This is a genomic window from Clostridium sp. Marseille-P7770 (genome assembly GCF_902143525.1).
Lineage (GTDB): Bacteria > Bacillota > Clostridia > Lachnospirales > Lachnospiraceae > Pilosibacter.
Genome location: NZ_CABFVC010000005.1, coordinates 229,123 through 250,689 on the forward strand (window position 1 = coordinate 229,123; position 21,567 = coordinate 250,689).

At 47.5% G+C, this 21,567-nt stretch carries 12 protein-coding genes; 3 read left to right on the top strand and 9 right to left on the bottom strand.

The features are described from left to right. Window positions 1–94 precede the first annotated feature (94 nt). Together FN001_RS13820 and FN001_RS13825 are read right to left on the bottom strand one after the other, a co-directional pair. A complete protein-coding gene (locus tag FN001_RS13820) occupies window positions 95–6,964 on the bottom strand; it encodes a S8 family serine peptidase (RefSeq protein WP_142412243.1) in 6,870 nt (2,289 codons plus the stop codon). Between the two features lie 32 nt (window positions 6,965–6,996). Next, window positions 6,997–9,396, bottom strand: a complete 2,400-nt coding sequence (locus tag FN001_RS13825; RefSeq protein ID WP_142412244.1) for an N-acetylmuramoyl-L-alanine amidase family protein — start codon at window positions 9,394–9,396, stop codon at window positions 6,997–6,999. A 244-nt stretch (window positions 9,397–9,640) separates the two neighbouring features. Between FN001_RS13825 and FN001_RS13830 the strand changes: the two genes are divergently transcribed. Next, on the top strand, window positions 9,641–10,072 hold the full coding sequence (locus FN001_RS13830) for an RrF2 family transcriptional regulator (protein WP_118530538.1): 432 nt from the start codon (window positions 9,641–9,643) through the stop codon (window positions 10,070–10,072). 148 nt (window positions 10,073–10,220) lie between these two features. On the opposite strand, the gene FN001_RS13835 is transcribed toward FN001_RS13830, so the two are convergent. From FN001_RS13835 to FN001_RS13850, 4 genes are all read right to left on the bottom strand, one after another. Next, window positions 10,221–11,639, bottom strand: coding sequence for an alanine/glycine:cation symporter family protein (locus tag FN001_RS13835; protein ID WP_117470339.1), 1,419 nt, complete (start codon window positions 11,637–11,639; stop codon window positions 10,221–10,223). A gap of 351 nt (window positions 11,640–11,990) precedes the next feature. Then, window positions 11,991–12,908 carry a glutaminase A gene (gene glsA, locus FN001_RS13840; protein WP_142412245.1) on the bottom strand — a complete coding sequence of 306 codons (918 nt, stop codon included), beginning with the start codon at window positions 12,906–12,908 and terminating at the stop codon, window positions 11,991–11,993. A gap of 107 nt (window positions 12,909–13,015) precedes the next feature. Then, window positions 13,016–13,960 carry a LysR family transcriptional regulator gene (locus tag FN001_RS13845; RefSeq protein ID WP_142412246.1) on the bottom strand — a complete coding sequence of 315 codons (945 nt, stop codon included), beginning with the start codon at window positions 13,958–13,960 and terminating at the stop codon, window positions 13,016–13,018. Between the two features lie 288 nt (window positions 13,961–14,248). Beyond that, complete coding sequence (locus FN001_RS13850) at window positions 14,249–15,526, bottom strand: L-cysteine desulfidase family protein (protein WP_142412247.1); 1,278 nt, start codon at window positions 15,524–15,526, stop codon at window positions 14,249–14,251. 216 nt (window positions 15,527–15,742) lie between these two features. Here FN001_RS13850 and FN001_RS13855 point away from each other — a divergent pair, with 216 nt between their 5' ends. Continuing rightward, entirely contained in the window at window positions 15,743–16,660 is a 918-nt protein-coding gene (locus FN001_RS13855; protein WP_142412248.1) for a LysR family transcriptional regulator, read from the top strand. Here the strand turns inward: FN001_RS13855 and FN001_RS13860 are convergent. After that, window positions 16,596–17,870, bottom strand: coding sequence for an MFS transporter (locus FN001_RS13860; protein WP_185911948.1), 1,275 nt, complete (start codon window positions 17,868–17,870; stop codon window positions 16,596–16,598). The two genes, FN001_RS13855 and FN001_RS13860, sit on opposite strands and share 65 nt — an antisense overlap. A gap of 393 nt (window positions 17,871–18,263) precedes the next feature. On the opposite strand from FN001_RS13860, the gene FN001_RS13865 reads away from it, so the two are divergent. After that, window positions 18,264–19,289 carry a branched-chain amino acid aminotransferase gene (locus FN001_RS13865; protein ID WP_142412250.1) on the top strand — a complete coding sequence of 342 codons (1,026 nt, stop codon included), beginning with the start codon at window positions 18,264–18,266 and terminating at the stop codon, window positions 19,287–19,289. Between the two features lie 262 nt (window positions 19,290–19,551). Here FN001_RS13865 and FN001_RS13870 read toward each other — a convergent pair whose 3' ends face one another. Continuing rightward, entirely contained in the window at window positions 19,552–20,628 is a 1,077-nt protein-coding gene (locus tag FN001_RS13870; protein WP_142412251.1) for a DnaJ C-terminal domain-containing protein, read from the bottom strand. Window positions 20,629–20,811: 183 nt separating this feature from the next. Further along, window positions 20,812–21,534: a LytR/AlgR family response regulator transcription factor gene (locus tag FN001_RS13875; protein WP_142412252.1), complete on the bottom strand. Its 723-nt coding sequence runs from the start codon at window positions 21,532–21,534 to the stop codon at window positions 20,812–20,814. Window positions 21,535–21,567 lie beyond the last annotated feature (33 nt).

The following is a 21,567-nucleotide window of genomic DNA, read 5'->3' on the forward strand; positions in this document are numbered from 1 at the left end:
GTTATATAGGATTATATTGTAAATATACGGGTTTGTCAATACTAAAAAGACTCCGCGCGTCATAAGTTTTATGACTCACGAAGTCTTTCAATACTTAATGCACTGCCGGCATACCGTTCCATCGTCCATCAGAGGTCACTGTATAGCCATCCGGAGTCACTGTATTCTTCAAAAGTTTTCCCATATCCGGACCAAACTCTGTCTTAAAGTAATACCAGTTTTCTCCGATTTTCTGCCAGCCAGTTATCATCATGCCCTCTAAGGAATTTTGTTCTGTATTCAGATAAAATGTATTTCCTGACGCATCTGTCATCCAGCCTGTTGCCATTCTTCCATTTCCATCAAACCAGAACCATCCATACGGCATTGTCTGACCATTTGCAGATGCCGCAGACAGATATACAAGTCTCCAGCCTCCAACACACTGATTACCGAACTGATCCAATAAGTTCCAGTATGGTGTTCCTCTTTCTTTTCGCCACGTTCCTTCCATCACACCTGCAGGAAGAATGTATCCGTGTATCGTCTGCACTGCTCCGGTATATCCAGCTGGAACTGCCGATTTTGCACTTTGTCTGGAATAGCTGTTTCCTCTGCTGCTGGAATGTCTGCCGCCTCCAGTATTGCCTCCATTTCCGGTATCTGGCTTATCTGTGCTCGGATCATCTGTTCCTGGTTTATCTGTTCCCGGATCATCTGTTCCTGGTTTGTCTGACCCCGGTTTGTCTGTTCCTGGTTTGTCTGACCCCGGTTTGTCTGTTCCTGGTTTGTCTGTTTCTGGATCCAATGTCAGCCTTGTTCCATCGCTTCTCAAAACATCATATGTCTTTGTCGGCTGAATGCTTTCAACATCTGTCCTGAGTGTTACTTTTCCTCCCTCATTATCTGCAAAAGCACTCTCTTCTACTCCTGACACAAGTTCTGGAAGAGTAATTTCACTCAGACGATTTCCAGCAAAGCTGTATTCCGGAAGTTCAAATGTCTCTTCCGCTCCTGCTACTCTCGCCGCAAATTCCAGAGTTTCCAGCTGATTGTTCATAAATGCTTCTTTTCCGATCTCTTCTGTCTTGCCTGTCAGAATAAGATTCTTCAGCTGGTTGTTCTTGAATGCGCGGTCACCGATATGTCCAGTGTATTTTCCAAGTTCCAGAGTTTTGATCTGATTATTTTCAAACGCACCAGTTCTCACCGCATGCATTAATTCAGGGAACTTCACAGAAGAAAGTTCGTTATCTTTAAATGCATACTCCTCAATGATCCTTAAACCTGCCTTGTTGATATCATTTAAATTCCAACCAAATTCCTGAAGTCCTGTTCCCATAAATGCACCGGCACCAACAGTCTCAACCTGATCCGGCAGAGTTACTTTATTAATTTTTTTACCGAAAAAGGCAAAATCGCCAATCTTTGTGATTGCTCCGCTGTTTCCAATTGAGTTCGGGATCTCTACATTCTCATCCGCGCCGACATACCGAAGAAGAACATGATCTTTTACAACGAAGCGACCATTTCCGGCCTTCTCTGCGGCTGTACTTCCTGCTTCCTGTCCATTGACTGTGAAGGAGAGCGTATCGCCCTCTTTTATTGCCGGAAGTTCCAGATAAAAGTATCCTGCTTCATCTGCCACTGTTTTTCCGGTGTAGCCTCCTGCTGTTACCTGCACCTCAGCACCCGGAAGTACAAATCCAACAGTTTCCTTATCTCCTTCCAGAACCGGCATTCTGATCTGTGCTTCAAGAAGATAATAGTAAAAGTCAAGCGTATTTTTCTCTTTCAGAGTTAACGTCTGCGGTTTGTCTTTACTTACATATACTTTTCCGTTATCTCTGAACGAAGGTGCATTTACTGTGACCGTCTGCCCGATCCTGTAGAAATCAGATGCCTGATAATTTCTTGTCATTCCATACGGATTTTCTGCTCCATACTTTAATCCGATTTTAATGACATCCTCCTTATCCTTAGCATTGATCATATTCAGTTCCACGACTGCCGGATTGATCAGATACTGTCCATCTTTTGATTCAAGCACGGAGTTTTCTCCTGTATACACCTTTGCATATTCAAACTGTACACTGGAGGTATTTCCGAATGCTCCATCTTCAATCTCTTCCAGAACATCCGCCTGTACTTCCACTGACTTATTTCCTGCAAACGCTCCTGTCCTGATTGTTAGAACTCCGGGCATTTCTACTTTAAGCGGGCTTCCTGCACTTTCAAATACGGATTTCTCTACAATATGAATGTTCTCCGGCAGACGTACTGTCAAAGAATCGTCGTCCATACCTGTCTTCCACTGATATTTAAATGCCCCCTCTTCCAGAATATTCAGGCTATCCGGAAGATAGATTTTCTGAAGATTATTGTTTTTAAAGGCACCCTTACCGATTTCTTCGATTCCCTCAGAAATTCGAACAGTACGGAGCCGCTTATCAGCATCCTTTCCGTCTCCTTTAAATGCCTCATTTCCGATTCTCTTCACCGGAACACCCTTAATCTTGGCTGGTACAACAACGGAAGTTTTCTCCCCCTTGTACTCTGTGATCGTCTGGGTTTCCGGATCAAATACAAACTCTTCTTCATCCGTCGGTTTAACATTTCCTGTATCCCCACCAGAGTTTCCTCCATCTACACTGGATTCTGGATTCTTCTCCGCATTTTTCGGATAATACCAGGATGCTTTCATCGCATAAGCTCCCGGAACAGAAAGTGCCGTTGTCTTTGTGAACGCCCCATCATAGACAAACGATCTTTCTTTCGCCTTATCTGAAGCTTTCACGTCGTAAAATACACCCATGCAGGAAGCCAGTTCCTTTTCATACTGAACTGCAATATAAACCGGTTCATCCCTCTGGATCCAATATTCTGTCAGATCAATCTTATTCCATTCATTCGGAACAAGATTTTCATATTCTCTGAACGGTGCAAGTTCTCTTAAACGTCCCTGCTTATCATATCCAAGAACCCCAATCTCCACATGATCCCCACCATAATAATTATTATTAACGAGGAAAATATCAGCACTCTTTAGAATTCCTCCTTTATGCGGTGACTGGAACCATACAGCTGCGCCTTTCATTCCACTTGTAAAGTGTACAGTTTGATAGCTTCCTTCGGTTTCTTCCACTACAAAACCGTAATCCGCTTCTTCTTCGGCAAAGTCTCCGATTTCTTTTAAGCGTACTGGATCCACCTGATTTTCACCTTCAGTCAAGGTTACCTTCACTTCCTGCGGAATATAGCCTGTTTTAAACACACGAAGTGTACAGTTTCCGGCATATACACCATTTCCGGTATAGGATCCATTTTTATCCGTCTCAAAGAGCGGAATACTGTCATTTTCCAGGACGCGGACTTTTGCGTTTTCCAACGGATTTCCTGCTTCATCCTCAACAATACCATTAATGACTGCCTTTGGTGCTTCTTTGAGAACAAAGTCAATATTTGGATGCGGATCCTGATTCAGATCTACAGAGATCCTCTGAGTTTCAAACCCATATGCAGAAACTTCCAGTGTATATGGTTTCTCCACATTTACCGCATGATCCAGATGATAAGCTCCATCGATCTCACTGGCATATGTGTACTTTCCTGTCTCCAGTACTGTCACTTTTGCCTTCAGCGGAATTTCTGTCACTTCTCCCTGCACAGAGATATTTTCCTGTCCACCGAAAACAGCAGTTTTTTTTCTGACTGCATTTGATCTGGTTGCCGTATTATATTTTCTTACAGCATTTCCACCTGTTGCAATCAACTTTGACGCTTTGCTTCCTGAAAATTCTGAACGCGCTTTGCTCACAAAAATGTTGTCAATAAACCAGCCAAGATCGTAAGAAGAAACAAGATCTGTGCCTGTTGACACGCGGAATCTTACCTGTACAGTTTTGCCTGCATACTTTGACAGATTCTTTGAAAGTGTCTGCCATTCATGCTGCTGCTCTCTTTTCTGCACCTCTTCTCTTGTAAACAAAGTAAACCACTCATCCGTATCAGCTTCCCTGATTTCCACTGTCATGCGGTTGGAACCCACAATACTTTCCGTGGTAAGAGAATCAAAATAGAAATAATCCCCTTCAGAAACCTCAAATTCCGGCATAAGCAGGCAGGAATCCTGCTTTTTGGAAAGGAGTCCATTCGCTGTGGTTCCCCACATTCCAGAGCCGTTCTTTTCCAGGTTTTCCCATACCTGTTTGAGAATGAAATCCATGTATTCATCGTCCGGTCTTTCCGGATGGCTCCATTCCCAGTCATCTGCTTCCCCAGAAAGGATCTCGGAGGTAAATCCCCCGTCATTCTCATCAAACTCATATGATACAGATGTTTCATATGATGATACCTTCACTTTTATCTCATCTGACCATGGCCCTTCCTGCCCACCAAGGTCGACAGCCTGGACACGATACCAATATGTTTCTCCTGCCTCTGCGGTATCATCATACCAGAGGATCCGGTAGTGAGTTTTATCTACTCCGTTATTGATGAATTCTTCTTTTGCATCTTTGTCCAGCATTGCGACTTCTTCAAATTCGCTGTCTGCGCTTCTTCGCTCGATCCGGTAATTCTCTACATCCGGTTCTTCTACTTTTACAAAGCTTATGCAAAGTCCCTTCTGATCTACCACAGCTTTCAGTCCGGTAACTTTCTCCGGAATCTCACTTCCAGCGGTGTCAAGTTCCAGATTATCCAGATACCAGCCCACACCACTGTCCGCATCATGTCCAAAGAAATAAAATCTCAACAATAACGGTTTGGAATTTCCAGCATATTTAGAAAGAGAATATGTATTGTGCTCCCATTTCCGTTCCGTAATATCCGGTCGTTTTGTCAGATTATAGACAACTTCCCAGTCATCCTCATCTCCTGTATAAGATGCCTGGATCTCAGAAAGGCTGATTCCTGTAAATCCCACATACATATCTGCTGAGAGGAATACCGAATCCCCCTCGTTCATATCAGAAAGGTCAACCGGCGGAAGATATAAATAGCTGTCCACACGCTTTTCAAACGTACTCTGTCCGCCGTCAATTCCAATATATGTATTTCCATCATCCGGCATTTCCGGTTCAGCTGCTGACTCGCGATGGGATAACTTCCAGTTTCCTTCGATCAGAAATCCCTGCATATCTTCCTCAAAATCCTGTTTCCACGGAACTTTAATGCCGGGAAGAATCTGCATCGTCTTTTCGATTTTTGTGATATTATCCGCATAATCCGTAATCTCAGCTCTGAGATTCAATTCTCCTTCTTCCAGGATATCTGCGTCCAGAACTGCTCCATAGATTCCATCATTCTGTTCTCCGTCTGTCAGTTTCAGGGAAATTTCTATCTCATCACCATCTTGTCCAATCTGATAATACAGGGCTGCCTTCTTAATAGAAACATCCTCTTTTACCTTTACAGACACTTCGACATCTCTTCCCAGATATCCAGAATCATCGCCAATGAACTCTGCACTGCTGGCTCCTGTATCCGTACCCAGCTTCTTTACTGTTCCAGAAATAGAACCGATCGTCTTTCCCTTCAAACGTGCAACTGCATCATATGCATTGATCAGACCATATCCATACCCCATATTGGGTGTTTCCTGATATTTCCGATCTGTCAGCGGCTCTGCAGTCTCCGTGATCACATTTTTGATTTCCCGGACAGAAAGTCCCGGAGCAGCCTGTTTCAGAAGTGCAACTACACCAGTCACATGCGGTGTTGCCATACTTGTACCATTCCAGCTTACATAATTTCCTGTTGCATCCACACTTCTGACCTGTACGCCAGGTGCTACAATCTCCGGTTTAATAATTTTTCCTGTCTCATCAAACGCCGACGGTCCCACCAGGGAAAACTTTCCAAGATTCTTATTTCTGTCCACAGCACCTACAGAAAGTACCTCCAGAAGATTTCCCGGGTTTGCGATCGATCCGGGTGCCGGATCTCCAGAAGACTGGTTTCCGGCAGCAAAGACCGGAACGATTCCTTCTTCGATCCATGCTTCTGTGATCTCAGAAAACCAGTCATCGTCATCATTGTCTCCCCCCCAGGAGTTATTGATAACGTCCGGCTTTTGCTCCAGCATCCACTCTGCTGCTTCCAGAAGATTCGCGACTTCTCCGCCTTCATCATTCAGAGCCCTCGCACTGATATATTTTGCCCCGGGCGCTACACCGATCTGGTTCAGGTTGTCGCCTTCACGTCCGCAGATCGTTCCGGCTACATGCGTTCCATGATCGTTGACAGAAGATGCCTCCGGTTCCGGGAGATCGTCTATAAAATCCTTATAGTAGCGGTTATCGATCTTTCCCGTCGATTCATCATAACCTTTAAACGCCTTTTGAATTGCCGGAAGATTGTAATTAACACCGGTATCGATGATTCCTACGGTAACGCCTTCTCCATTGATATGGAAATCGTCCCACACTTTATCCGCGTGGACCATGGATACTCCCCATTCAATGTTCTTTTCATCCGGTTCAAAAATTGAATTCCGAACTGAATATGATGCCGTTTCAGGTTCCTCGTCATCTTCGACCGGCTCGACCAATTCAATTTTATTGTTCGGTGTGATCTTTTCCACATTCGGAAGTTCTGCGATCTGCTTTATCAATTCCTTCGATGTGATGACCGCATGAACCGCATTTACAATGTAATAGGATTGATACTCCGTCACAGACTGATCCTTTGTTTTCTGTTCCAGTAGTTCCAGTAGCTCCCTCTGTGCTTTGTTTGCCTTTTCCTTTCTGGAAAGCCCCGTACCATCATCGGAATATGTACACTTGATCAGTATATCGTACGGTGCACTACCCTTCAGCAGGCTTTCAATTTCTGACAATACATACTCTGTTTTCTCGGAATCAGCTGCAGCTTTTTCCCCATATGCACCGTAAGCACTTCCGGAGAATCCCGGAAGTACTGTAGATGCAAGCATAGAAAGTACAAGTGCTTTGCACGTCAGCTCTTTTATCTTTTTTATCATAATAGCCCTCTTTTTTGTTATTGTTCCCCTACTTACGGCATCAGTACAACATGCAGTTCTGTCTCTGTATACCCTGGAAGTTTCAGATAGATCGTTGTCACATACCGGTCATAATCTGTTCCCGGCTTGATCTGCCATTTTAACGTTCCCTCTGACTGATCTGTCGGGAGAAGGACTCTAAAACCATCTGCTGTTTTCTGTACACTCCAATATCCATACTTAGAAGAATCTGTCTCCTTGTCGATCGGTGACGGCACTGTAAAACGCTCTTCCCCTTCGCTCTGCATATCGATCTGAAGTTCTTTTTTAATCTTGTCAAGGGTCAGCTCACTGTCATTGATATTGATCTTTATGCTGCTGTACTCACCGTACGGATAAATCGGATAACCATACTTCGTGCCGTCTTCTGTTTCCGAAATTTCAGCATTTAATGTTTTTGCTTCTGTTTCGTGCCTGTAGGATAAAGTAAGTGTAAATGCCTTTGCTCCAGGAACCTTTCCTGTCAGGACAACAGAACCATTTTCTTCCAGATGGTCTTTGACAGCAGCATACGGAATATTGATATATGTGCACATTTCACCATCCACACGTTCTTCTGTTACTTCAATTCCTGTAAGTTTCTGATCACCTGCATACAGCTTCAGAGCATCATAATCTGCTTTTTCAAGACCGATCACTTCTGCTTTTACTGTTGCACCAGTCTCGATATCTTCATATTTAGTCGGATAAGCATATACGGATTTGCTCGCTTTATAACTTACTGTAATATACTTTGAATGATCTCCTGCATTTACTTTCAGATATACCCACTCAGCTGAAGATAAGCTTCCGCTGTCTCTCTTTAAGATCTGCTGTGTAAACAGAGTAATCGTTCCATTCTCCTTATCATAACGGTACTCCACTCCATCTGTATATTCTTTTTCAGAATAATCACTGAGATATGTCACTGTCACTTTTTCCGGGAAATTCATATTTTTTAAAGTAATGACCGGATTTTCGTCATAGTAGTAATCCTGCTGATCCAGTGCCATGTCCGGAGTTTTCTTTTCCTCTACAATGACCTCAGCCTTTACTTCCGGCTTATCTCCTGTAACATTTTCCGGAAGTTCGTACTGTGCTTCAGCGTAATATGTACCTGCTGCCCATGTATTCACTTTCGAGGTCATCCAATCCTCAACATTCACATCAATGCTTTCCTCGTTGCTCAGCAGCAATGTGATCGTATTTGGAAGCGCCTCTAAAATACCATTTTTGCTTTCTCCATATTTTACAGTTACAGCGTCGATTACTTCGTAACCAACTGCCGTGATGATCTCCGGCACCTCCGGCTTTTCTGCTACGATAATCGTGAGTGAAACTTCCGGTTTATCTCCCCTTACATCTTCCGGCAGGTCATATCTTCCATATATTTTTACTTCTCCCGGACGATATGTGTTCAGGTTTGACGGCCATGTTACATCCACGTCTCTCGTTTCCCCGTTACTTAATTTTAGCGTGATCTGCTGCGGAAGGCGTTCTAAGACCTGGTTCCAATCTTCACCATATTCCGCATTGACTTCCTTCAGATTTTCGTATCCCACTACTGTTATTTCTTCTGGGGTACCCGGCTGATCTGGGGTGTCTGGTTTGTCTGGAGTATCCGGTTTATCCGGGGTGTCTGGTTTGTCTGGGGTATCCGGTTTATCCGGGGTGTCTGGTTTATCCGGAGTATCTGGCTGCTCTGGAGTGTCTGGTTTGTCTGGGGTATCCGGCTTACTTGGAGTATCTGGCTGATCCGGGGTATCCGGTTTATTGGGAATCTCCGGCTTGTCCGGGGTCGCATTGCTTCCCGTTTGTACTGGCCTAGTATCTCTGTCATCACTGTCATCGTCATCGCTGTCAGACCATCCGCTGTTGGAACGTCCAGAACTGCCGCTATATCTCGTTTTCACGGTGCTTGTCTTTACTGACTCCTCTTTTGTCTTAAATCCTTTATTTACAGAAACATGAATCTCTCCATTCTTATCGATCCACTGGCCATCCGCATTGACCAGGTATCCATCCGGTGTCTTTCCGCCCGTATAAAGACTGCCCTGGCCGTTGGTGCCTGGTTCAAAATAGTAGCATCGTCCATCGATCCATTGCCAGCCAGTTACCATGCGGCCCTTAAACCCATCACTTAGATTATTCAAAAAATACCAATGTCCATCCGCCGTATGGAGCCATCCTGTTACCATCTCTCCAGTTGACGGATCAATATAATACCAGTCATTTCCGTTTTTGACCCATCCGGTCAGCAAGATCCCGGATGCATCATAATATTTCCACTTCTCATTCTCCTGTCGCCATCCGCCGACACCTGCTCCAGCACCCATTGCACTAAAGCTCGTTGTAAACAGGCTAGCTGCTGCAGCCACTGCACAAACAGATACTCGATTGATTTTCTTTTTCATATTGCCTCCTGATTATTTTAGTTAGTTATGGCTAAGTTAGTTATGACTAATCAAATTCTACACATATCTATGAAGTATGTCAATCTTTAAACTATTTATGGCACTTTTTCTCATTTTCTCTGCATATTGCACAACGGCGTTGGATTTATTCCCTTTATTTCCCTTAAACCTTGTATTATAATAGGAATAATGTTAAACTTACATTACGATCAAAAATATTCAGCAACATGGGAGGATACAGATTATGATGGTTTCAACAAAAGGCCGCTACGCTCTCCGCGTCCTGATCGATCTTGCGGAGCACCAGACCGACGGCTATATTCCATTAAAAGATACAGCGGCGAGACAGGAAATTTCTGAAAAATACCTCGAGGGCATCATCAAGGTCCTCGTAAAAGCAAAACTCTTAGAGGGGGTCCGCGGTAAAGGCGGTGGATATCGCCTCACAAAAGCACCGGAACAGTACACAGTCGGCAGCATTCTTCGCCTCACTGAAAACTCCATGGCTCCGGTAGCCTGCTTAGAGCCCGGCAGCACCGACTGCCCCAGAATGGGAAGCTGCAAAACTCTCCCTCTCTGGCAGGGTCTCGACAAAGTCGTCAACGAATACTTAGATGGCGTCACCATCGCCGACCTCGTGCAGAATGGCCAGCCGGGGGACGATTATGTAATTTAGCCATCCCCCAGCTGCCGGTCTGCCTCCAGGCTCAGACCGGCAGCGTACTCTCTCCAAAATCGTCGCTCCCATCCCAAAAACAAAGGACAGCCTTGCGGCTGCCCTTCATCCATTTCCATATCCAATTCCATTCCCGGAAATATCGTCCCTAATTCCAGAAGTCCACCTTCTCCTTCAGTCCAATATGCTCCGCCTTAAACACCGGATTCTTTCCGGCCTTTTTCTGCTCTGTATAATCCTCAAGACACCGCAGTACCGGCTTCAGGAGAATAACGATCACCGGCACATTGATCAGCGCCATGAAGCCCATCAGCACATCCGCTGTATCCCAGACAATACCAAGCTTCATCGTAGCGCCGACGCACACAACCACCGCAGCAACGATCCTCATGCACCACTTTGCCCCATTAGATGGAGTCATGCCGCAAAGATACGCAAGCCCTGTCTCCGCATAATAGAAGTTTCCAAGCAGAGTCGTAAATGCAAACAGGAACAGGGACACTGTAATAAACACAACACCAAACTTGCCGAGTGTGTTGTTCATAGCCGCCTGCACATAGGCCATTCCGGCCATATCCGCATCCGGCTCCACACCGGAGCAGAGCAGCAGCATCGCAGTTGCTGTACAGATCATACAGGTATCAAGGAATACAGAAAGCACCTGAACAAGTCCCTGCTTTACCGGATGGGAAACACCCGCGGAACCAGCCGCACACGCAGCTGCACCAACACCGGCTTCGTTAGAGAAAAGACCTCTCTTGATACCAAGCATGACCGCAGACCCCGTAAATCCGCCGAAAATTGCTTTCACATCAAACGCGTTGCGGAAGATCTCTGCGAACACTCCTGGAAGAAGTGTGATATGGGTCACGATCACGAACACGGCAACCGCAATGTAGAAGAATCCCATGAACGGAACGATCTTTTCCGTGATCCCTGCGATCTGTTTTCCACCACCGCTGATGCAGACGAAGAATAACACTGCAAGCACGCCGCCGATGATCCATTTTGCAAGGTTTTCATTCTGGGAGTATGCCGGAATGACACGGAATGCATCTGCGATATTGAAGGATGCAACCAGATTGAAGCCGACCATGTAGGTCAGGATCATGAACACTGCAAACAGGATTCCGAGCCAGTGTTTTCCGGTTGCCTGATCGATATAGTAGGACGGACCGCCGTAGCAGCCGCCGTCATCGGAACGGCGCTTGTAGATCTGAGCCAGAGTTCCCTCCACGAAAGCAGTAGACATTCCCAGAAGCGCTGTGAGCCACATCCAGAATAATGATCCGAGTCCGCCGAGACAGATCGCAGTAGATACGCCTGCGATATTTCCGGTTCCCACACGGGATGCCGTCGAAACCATGAGTGCCTGAAAGGACGAGATCGCCTTGTCATCCTCACTCGGTGCGAGAACGACCCGCAAAGATTCCTTTAAATAGCGGAACTGAACAAACTTTGTGCGGACCGTAAAGTAGATTCCGCCTGCAACAAGTAAGATGATCAGGATGTATGTGTAAAGATAATTACTGAGATTCCCGATCAGTGCCCCATACAAATCGTACATGTGTTGTTACCCCTCTTTTTTCTTTTTTTGTTACCCCAAAATTTTACTGTAAGTTACCCGTATTTACAATCATTTTGCCAGGAAATTTTGCCAGGACCACACATTTCATTATCCCCGAAGAAGAATGTACCTCGACACATTCTCGTGCCGGGCGCGGTCGCTTGCGGCAACCTGCATCTTTGCGTGATCATCAGCCCAAACTTCTGCCTGATTTTCTCTCTTAATACCTCCCCTTCCTAATTTTTTTCTAAAGAAGAAAGTTTCCGTCTGCCCTTTTTCCTCTGGGTTCCCGTACCACTTTCATACTTTCATCGTAACCTGATGAACTGTTACCCTTCATCAAAAAACTGCTCAGTCCTTCTTCGCAAAAATATGCAATTTCATCTGTGAGGAAAGGAACTGCAGGATCTTTCTCCCCGCAATGCTGTTTCCCTTTGCGTCCAGGGACGGACCATAGATTCCGATCCCCATCTTCCCGTCAACAACAGACAGCAGCCCGCCGCCGACACCGCTCTTAGAAGGAATTCCCACGCGGACCGCAAATTCCCCGGACCCGTCATACATGCCGCAGGTCAGCATGATCGTCTTCACGACTCTCACGGTATCGGAATTCAACAGCCGCTTTCCGGACGGATCCACTCCATCGTTTGCAAGCAGAAGTCCCAATCCCGCAAGGCTTTCCGCCGTGACGCTCAGCGAGCACATTTTCACATAGAAATCCAGTGCTTCCTCCACATTTCCCCTGATCACGCCCTTGCTCTCTAAAAGGTAGGCGATGGCGCGGTTTCTCGCCACCGTCGACATCTCCGAGCGGTAGACCTTCTCATCCAGAACGATCCCGTCATCCTGACAGAAACACCTCGCAAGCTCCAGCATCTCCCCAAACGATACCTTCGGCTCGATAAAGCTCGCCACTGCGATGGCGCCGGAATTGATCATCGGATTGTATGGATGACTGTTGGATCCCTCAAGCTTGATCAGGGAGTTGAACGCGTCCCCCGACGGCTCCATCCCCACATTCTCAAACACCATGTCAAACCCGCAGACCTCAAGTGCTACTGCAAGGCTGATAACCTTCGAAATACTCTGGATGCTGAACCGGTCCTTCGTATCCCCGCAAGAGAACCGGCTTCCATCCCGGCAGAAAATACTGATTCCAAGCTTATTCTTGTCCGCTCTTCCAAGCTCCGGAATGTACGTCGCAACCTCTCCCTCTTTGATGTATGGGCGTCCCGTTTCCAGTGCCTCATTGATCAGATCCTGAAACATAACTTTTGTTTACTCCTTTCCTCTATGACCTTCCACTCCTGCTGCCGCACTTTCCATACTTTGCAGGAAACTCTTATCAGCACATTTTCCGTGCATTTTCTCATATTTTAAACGTCCTGTCCCCTCTCAAGCCGCTCTCTTACTTCCTTCAAAAACTCTTCCCCAATCCCGGAGATCGGCACATCCGCAAGTGTCACATACCCGAATTCCAGCTTCACCTCGCACCCCGGAATCGGCACGGAAACTGCCCGGAAATCCGACAGCTGCTTGTCAAAGTCATGAATTCCGATGCTGTAAAAATCCGTCTGTGAGATCAGGTTCATGAGCGTCGCACGCCCTGTCACATAAATCTCCTTCTTCTTTCCCGTACTTCCCCCATCCTCATTTGGTCCGAGGATATTGGAGAGAATATCGTCATACAGCCCCATATAGCGGATAAATCCGTAATTCGCAAGATTCTCCCTCGTCATCGGCTTCTTCTCCCGGACGAGCGGATGATCCTTTGAGATCACGATCTGCGGTTCCACATAGGAGAGGAACCGATATGTAAGACCTTTTGCCGCCGCCATCACCTGGATCTCCTCATGTCTCTGGCTGTCGAAATGGAAAATTCCGATGTCGGCCCGCCCGGAGACCACATCCTCGATGACATCCTCCAACTGCCCCTCATACAGGCGGTGGGTGAATTCCGGCTGATCCTGGTAACGTCTCACGATAGTGATAAAGCTCTCCATTACATGGGAGAACTTTGTCATGGACACCGCCAGGGGCTCTGTCTTCTCCATCTCCTTTAAAGGCCGCAGGTGCATTCCTTCCATTTCCTTTAAGATCCGCACCGACCGCTCCAAAAACTCATTTCCTTCGGGAGTCAGCGTCACGCCCTGACGGCTCCTGTTTAAGAGCGGCGCTCCAACGGTCTCCTCCAGGTCATGAATGATCTTTCCAAGATGGGATTGGGAAACATAGAGCATCTGGGCTGCCTTGTTGATGGAACCAAGTCTCGCCACCTTGATGAAGTATTCCAGATGTTTCAGATTGATATCATAGCTCATGTTCTTCCCTCCCTCATTTTTCTATCTCTCTTCCCGCGCATCGCTGCTGAAAAGAGTTTCTGAAAGCCGCACATTCCTGCGGCTTTTCTTGTATATAATGTATCATTTTTTGCTATATCTTTCTACTTCTTTGTTATTCTTTATCAAACTAAGGTTATTTCTCGCAGAAAAAACCTTATACGTAATTATTCAGTACCTTCATAGTTACAAACAAAAACGGAGTGCCGTCACCTGGACAACACTCCGAAACCATACTTTCATATCTTAATTCCCACGGGATGACAGACCTCAGCTCCCGATCATAATGTTGATGATCTCATCATTCGTCTCCTTCATTCCCTCTTTTGCGAGACGTCCCACGTTACGGATCGTCGCCTCAATCCCGGCCGTCACGATTCCGTCGCCATCATCAAAGTTCTGACCACGCTTTGCCATATAGTAGCCGATGATCCCCGCGTCCACCGCCTCAGCGATCTTCGCCGCGCAGGACGCTTTCGCGCCGTCACAGACCATACCGGAAATAATAGCGACCGCATTGATCACGGTGTGGACCACCTCATCATAGGACGCTCCGGAGAGATACGCGATCCCTGCTCCGGAACCCGCGCCCGCGCTGACTGCACCACAGTAAGCGGATAGTCTTCCAATGGGCGTCTTCTGGTGGATCGTCGTGAGATCTGAGAGTGCCATCGCCCGGTACATGGTATCCTCATCGACTCCCAGCTCCGTTGCGTATACGATGACCGGAACAGAAGCCGTGATTCCCTGATTTCCACTGCCGGAGTTGATGATAACCGGAAGCTCACATCCGTTCATTCGTGCGTCGGATCCGGCTGCCGCCATGGCTCTCGCCCGTGTACGGACATCATTTCCATTCACATCAAGAAGAAGTGCACCGATGTTGGATCCATACTTCCCACGCATTCCCTCTCTGGCGATCGCCATATTGTAGGTTTTCTGGCGCTCCAGAACCTCTCTGATATCATTCACATCCACTGTGTGGATAAAGTCCCAGATATGCTCCATATCGAGCAGTGAGCGGTCCGTAAGACCTTCCTCCTCCTCACCATTCACCGGGATATCCCTGATAACTTCTCCGTTCTTTTCAATATGTACCACATTCGTGTGATAATTTGCGATGCGGACCATGCTGGTATCTGTTCCGCGTGTCAGTGTCACAATAATATCAAAGGTGATGCCGTTATCAATATGCTCCACTTCCACCGGGGTCGTCTGAAGGAATTCCTTCATCGCCGTGATCTGCTCTTTTGTAACAGACGCTATGACCTCAAGTTCCTTTTTCGGATCACCTGCAACGATTCCTGCCGCCGCCGCCGCCGGGATTCCCTTTAAATGATCCGTATTCGGGACGATCACGGATTTTACGTTCTTGATCATGCTGCCGCTGGCTCCTACCTTCACCTTCTCCGGGAGTCCGCCGAGCACTTCTCTCGCGACTGCCGCGCAGTAAGCGATGGCGATCGGCTCCGTACATCCCATCGCCGGCTTCAGCTCCTCTTCCAGAATACTCACATATGCCCGATATCTGATATCGCTTTTCTCCATTGTATCCGTCCTTTCTCCGTTCTTTTCTGCCGATCGGATCACTTTTTCCGCCCGCCATTCATGACTCCGAGTCTCACATCCTGAAAATTCGCATTCTATCCTGCTATTTTCTTGCAATTTCTATATTCTTAGCGTATCATAAGAAGTACTAAAAGTAAAATTGAACGTTTTAAACAGATCGTTTATAAATTTTTATAGAGAAGAAAGGAATCCGCCATGGAACTTCGAGAGATCCGCACGTTTCTACAGATCGCGCAAAAACAGAGTTTTTCAAAAGCCGCCGAGGCGTTAGGCTATTCCCAGGCCGCCGTCACGGTCCAGATCAAGCAGTTAGAGGAGGAACTCGGCATCCATCTCTTTGACCGCCTCGGAAAAAAGACGGTCCTGACTCATCACGGGGAAATCTTTTACCGCTATGCCGTGACGATCCTTGGCACCGTCGCCGACGCGAAAAAAGCTGTTTCCGCCTCCACAGAGCTCTCCGGTGACCTCACCATCGGAACCATTGAATCCATCTGTGAATCCATCTTTCCGGATCTTTTAAAGAAATTCCATCAGCTTTACCCGAACGTCTCCGTGAGCATCGTTCTGGACTCCCCGGATGTTCTTTTGGACCGCATGAACAAGAACTCTATCGATCTGGTCTATCTCCTCGACCAGCCCATTGACGACAAGCGTTTTATAAAAGTTCTGGAAGCGCCGGAAAATATCTCCTTTGTCTCTTCCTCCGTCCACACGCTGGCAAAAAACGATTCCACAGACCTTGCCTCGGTCATCAGCCACCCATTCCTCCTGACCGAAAAAAATGCCAGCTACCGGTTCGTTCTTGACCGGTATCTGGCATCTCTCGGAAAGGAGATCAAGCCTTTCCTGGAAATTGGAAACACAGAATTCATTATCAATATGTTAAAACAGAATGCCGGGATCTCATTTCTCCCGGAGTTTGCCGTAAGGCATGAAGTGGAATCCGGTATTCTCTCGATCCTGCCGGTAAAGGATTTCCATATGGAGCTCTACCGTCAGGTCCTCTATCACAAAGACAAATGGCACACCGGTGAGATGGACGCCTTTATCGAGCTTGCGAAGGAGACTTTCCGGACTTCGCCCGTTTCAGACGAACACCCTCAAGAATGATAAGGAAGGTCAACATAACAAGCATCGCTGCGCTCACTCCAATGGTCAGCCTGTAATCTCCCGTTATATCATAAAAGGTTCCAAACCACATGTTGAAGGGCGCTCCCAGAAGCGTTCCCACCATGGTGGAATAGGCATATGCTGTACTGTAGGTCTCGCCCTTCCAGAAGATTCTGCAGAACAGCGGCATCATGACGGATGATAAGGGAAGTGTCACACCAAAAAACAGGGCGCCCGCCATCACCGTCTCCGGAGAACCGACAAACAGCAGTACATGTCCAAGAAACGCCAGCGCAATCGAAGCTTCAAAGGTCCTGATGATCCCAAGGCTGTCGCTGATCTTTCCGAGGATCAGCTTGCTGGACATATTTCCGAGAAGGGAGATGCTCGTCATCATGGCCGCTGCCTGCAGCGTAAGGCCGGCTGCGATCCCACAGGGCGTCAGGAAGGAATTCAGGTACGCGCATGACACACTGGTCCAGTATGCACCCACGGCAATATAAAATTCCGGCTGACGCAGCAATTCTTTTAACGTAATCCCGTTTTCCCCGGATGCGGGCGCTGATGCGTCTGATACAGCCCTTTGCTCCACATCCTCTGCCCCGTAAGGCAGAAGTCCCATCTCTCCCGGCTTACAGCGGAGAACGAACGGGGAGATGGGGAGGACCAGCGCGATACTGACGATCCCACCCGCCACATAGCTCCCCCTCCATCCGAATGCCGGGATCGCCATTCCAAGAAAGCTGCTGCCGATCATGCCGACGAGACCGGAGAACGCCGCGGAGATTCCCACCGCCGTTCCGGTCTTTTTCTTAAACCAGTTTCCAAGAATGATCGGCGCCGGGATCATGCAGACGAAGGACGAGGCAATTCCCTGAATGATGCCTGTCAAATGCCACTGCCACAGTTCATGGAAGGTACCCATGAGGGCCGCGCAGCCTCCGTATATGACAGCTGCAATGCTGATCACGATCCGCACATCATGTTTCCGAAAGCTTGTCGCCACAAATGGCAGCGCCAAAGCAGAGCTGATGCAGTAGAGCATCCGGTACATCGTAAGTTTTCCCAGCTCAAATCCCAGCTCTTTGCAGATCGGGGAGTAAAAGACACCGGCACAGTTGTTGATGAGTCCCAGAGTCGCCCCCTGCAGGATGCAGCAGCCCGCAAGGATGAACCAGGCATAGTGCAGTCTGTTTTTCTTTTGTTCCATTGTTATTTCTGCCTTTCCCCAGCTTTTTTCTTTTCCGCATATCGCCGGTATCCGGCTGTCCGCCCCGAAAACTTCCGGCCACATATCCACCCGGTTCCATCTCCGTCACTCACTCTTATGGCAGGCGCCTGGCCTCTGCGGGCATGCTGAATAAATCTGCGGAATATTCTTTATTCCTTAAAGTTATATTGTAGCATTATTTCTCCCATTTTCCCATATTTTTTTCATCTTTTTGCCATAAAGAACTTGCAGGATAAATCTTAAATACTTATAATAGAAAACACGGTAACTGTACATTGCATCGAAACAGTACCGCAGTAAAAAGACATTACCGCCTGACCCCGGCGGCAAAAAATACAATGCCGGTCTGACGGCAGAATGGAGGAATTTCCAATGGCAAAGAAAGAGATCGACTGGTCCAATATCGGATTCGGTTACATCAAAACTGATTACAGATATGTATCCAACTTCAAAGATGGTTCCTGGGATGAGGGAACTCTTACAACTGATGATATGATCACCTTAAACGAGTGTGCATGTGTATTCCAGTATGCACAGACCTGCTTCGAGGGCTTAAAGGCATACACAACGGAGGACGGCCACATCGTAACCTTCCGCCCGGACTTAAACGCTGAGCGTATGATGAACTCCGCAGCAAGACTTGAGATGCCGCAGTTCCCGAAGGAGCGCTTCATTGACGCGATCACAAAGCTGGTTGCAGCAAACGCTGATTTCGTTCCGCCGTATGGTTCCGGCGCAACTCTTTATATCCGTCCGTATATGTTCGGTACAAACCCGGTTATCGGTGTGAAACCGGCAACCGAGTACCAGTTCCGCGCGTTCTGTACACCGGTCGGCCCGTACTTCAAGGGCGGCGCTAAGCCGATCACAATCCGTGTCACAGACTTCGACCGCGCAGCACCTCACGGAACAGGTCACGTAAAGGCCGGCTTAAACTACGCAATGAGCTTACATGCCATCGTTGATGCTCACAAACAGGGCTATGATGAGAACATGTATCTCGACGCTGCTACAAGAACATATGTTGAGGAGACAGGCGGAGCAAACTTCATCTTCGTTACAAAAGACGGCACAGTCGTAACACCGAAGTCCGACTCTATCCTTCCGTCCATCACACGCCGCTCCATCCTCTACGTTGCTGAGCATTACCTCGGTTTAAAGACAGAGGAGCGTCCGGTTCCGTTTACAGAAGTAAAAGATTTCGCTGAGTGCGGTCTCTGCGGTACCGCAGCTGTTATCTCCCCGGTCGGCAAGATCGTAGACCACGGCAACGAGATCTGCTTCCCGAGCGGAATGGAGAAGATGGGTCCGGTGATCCAGAAGCTCTACGACACATTAACAGGCATCCAGATGGGCCACATCGAGGCACCGGAAGGCTGGATCCATGTGATCAAATAATTAACCGAGTGAATTGTATCAGAGCAGGATTCCATTTTGGGAGTCCTGCTCTTTTTTCTTTAGCAATGATTCACATGGGAAGAGAATTCCATTTAAGCGATGATACTATTCTGGAACAAATATGTAAAAATTTTGATCTGGATCAGATCACTGCGAGAGAATACATTGATTCTTTTGGGAAATAATTATCCATATTCATCAAAAAGATCCGGGAGACCATCCATGCATGATGGAATCCCGGATCTCTTTAATTTTTCTTTATTTATGCCGCATGGAATCTCCCATCCCGCCTGCAGATCTCCTCAAACTCCTTAAGCTTCTGCTTTGCCTCCGGACTTAAGTCATCTGGAACCTGAATCCTTACGACGGCGTACTGGTCGCCGTGGAGTGACGGGTCTTTTAAGGAAACGATACCTTTGCCGCGGAGACGGATCTTTGTGCCGGAGTGGGTTCCGGCTTTGATCTTGCAGACCACATCCCCGTATAACGTGCGGACAAGAGTCTCGCCGCCGAAGACGGCCGTGGTGAACGGAACTTCCACATCGCTGTAGACATCCATGCCCTTTCTCGTCCAGCCAGGTCTTTCGCCGACTGTGATCTTGAGAAGCAGATCACCTGCAGCACCGCCGCCGGTTCCCGGCATTCCTTTACCTGCAAGACGGATGCTCTTTCCGGTCTCGATGCCTGCTGGGATCTTAACCTTCAACGTCTGCGGCCTGCTGCCCGGCTGGTTCGGATTCTGGATTGTGATGGTCTTTTCGCAGCCATGAACGGCTTCATCGAAGGTTATCTGGACCTCCGCGTTTAAGTCGTTGCCGCGGTCAGAAAATCCTGAACCGGAAAATCCATTTCCGCCGCCAAAGCCATGGAAGCCGGAACCGCCAAATCCAGCGCTGCCAGCTCTTCCTTTGCCGCCAAACATATTTCCAAACAGATCACCGAAGATATCATCCCCGTCGCCGCCCTCAAAATGGAACTCATGATACGTTCCATCCCCGGAACGGAAGGATCCGGACCGGTATGCTCCGCCGGCACCGTTTCCGAAACCGCCGAATCCACCAAAACCACCGGCACCTGCTCCGGCGCCCTGTCCGTAACCTGCGGTCTCATCAAAGGCAGCATGTCCGAACTGGTCGTAAAGCTTCTTCTTCTTCGGATCACTCAGGACGTCGTATGCCTCATTCACGTCCTTAAACATCTGCTCCGCAGTCTTGTCTCCCGGATTGGAATCCGGATGATACTTCTTTGCTAATTTTCTATACGCACGTTTTATTGCTGCGGCATCTGCATCTCTCGAGAGGCCCAGCACATCATAATAATCTCTCTTTGTTGCTGACATATTCACCACCTCACTGTTCTATTTGTAATGTAACATATCTAATTTTCAATGTCAAGGGAGGTATGTGAATTTTTTGTGATATTTAAAGATCCCACCGAAACCTTCCTCCGTACAGTATCTGTACGTTCTGGCTTCTGGCGGGATCTTTATTTTTCAATATTTTCTTTGCTGTTCTAATTATTCCTATTTTTCAAAAATCTGTCTAAATTCCTTCACCTGGGTCCGTCCGATGGGCAGTGCCTCAGCATCATAATACTTCATCTTCACACAATATCCATTATTGTAGCTCACCTGCATCTCCTTCACATAATCCAGATTGATCAGGTAGCTCTTGTGGATCCGGAAAAAACGGCTCTTTTTCAGGTGGAGCTCATAATTGTTCAGTGACTCATTCTGCAGATAGAAGGATCCGTCCTTCATATGGATCTTGCAGGAACGCTTTTCCGTCTCGATGAACACGATATCCGCCACATCAACGACCTGAAAGCTGGCGCCCACGTTCACCATGATCTTTCCGATCTCATATCCGGAACCGGCGGCCTTTTCCTTTATGTGTTCATGGACCCGCTCCATCGCCCGTTTGACGCGTTCATAGTCAAAGGGTTTTAAGAGATAATCCACCGCTCCGATCTCAAAGGCCTTTACCGCGTATTCCTGGAACGCAGTGGCAAAGATGATCAGCGTATCCGGCTGCTTTCTCTTTATCATGGATGCCAGCGTAGTGCCGTTCATTCCACCCAGATTGATATCCACAAAACACACATCAAAGGTCTCATTTTCCAGCATTGCAAGAAATTCTTCGCTCCCGTCGGCCTCCGCGATCTCCGCATCCGGCTCACACTGCTCCACCAGATATTTAAGTTCGCTTCTTGCCGGGCGCTCATCGTCAACTACTGCTATTCTCATACCTCATGCCTCCCATGTTCTGTCAAAAACTCC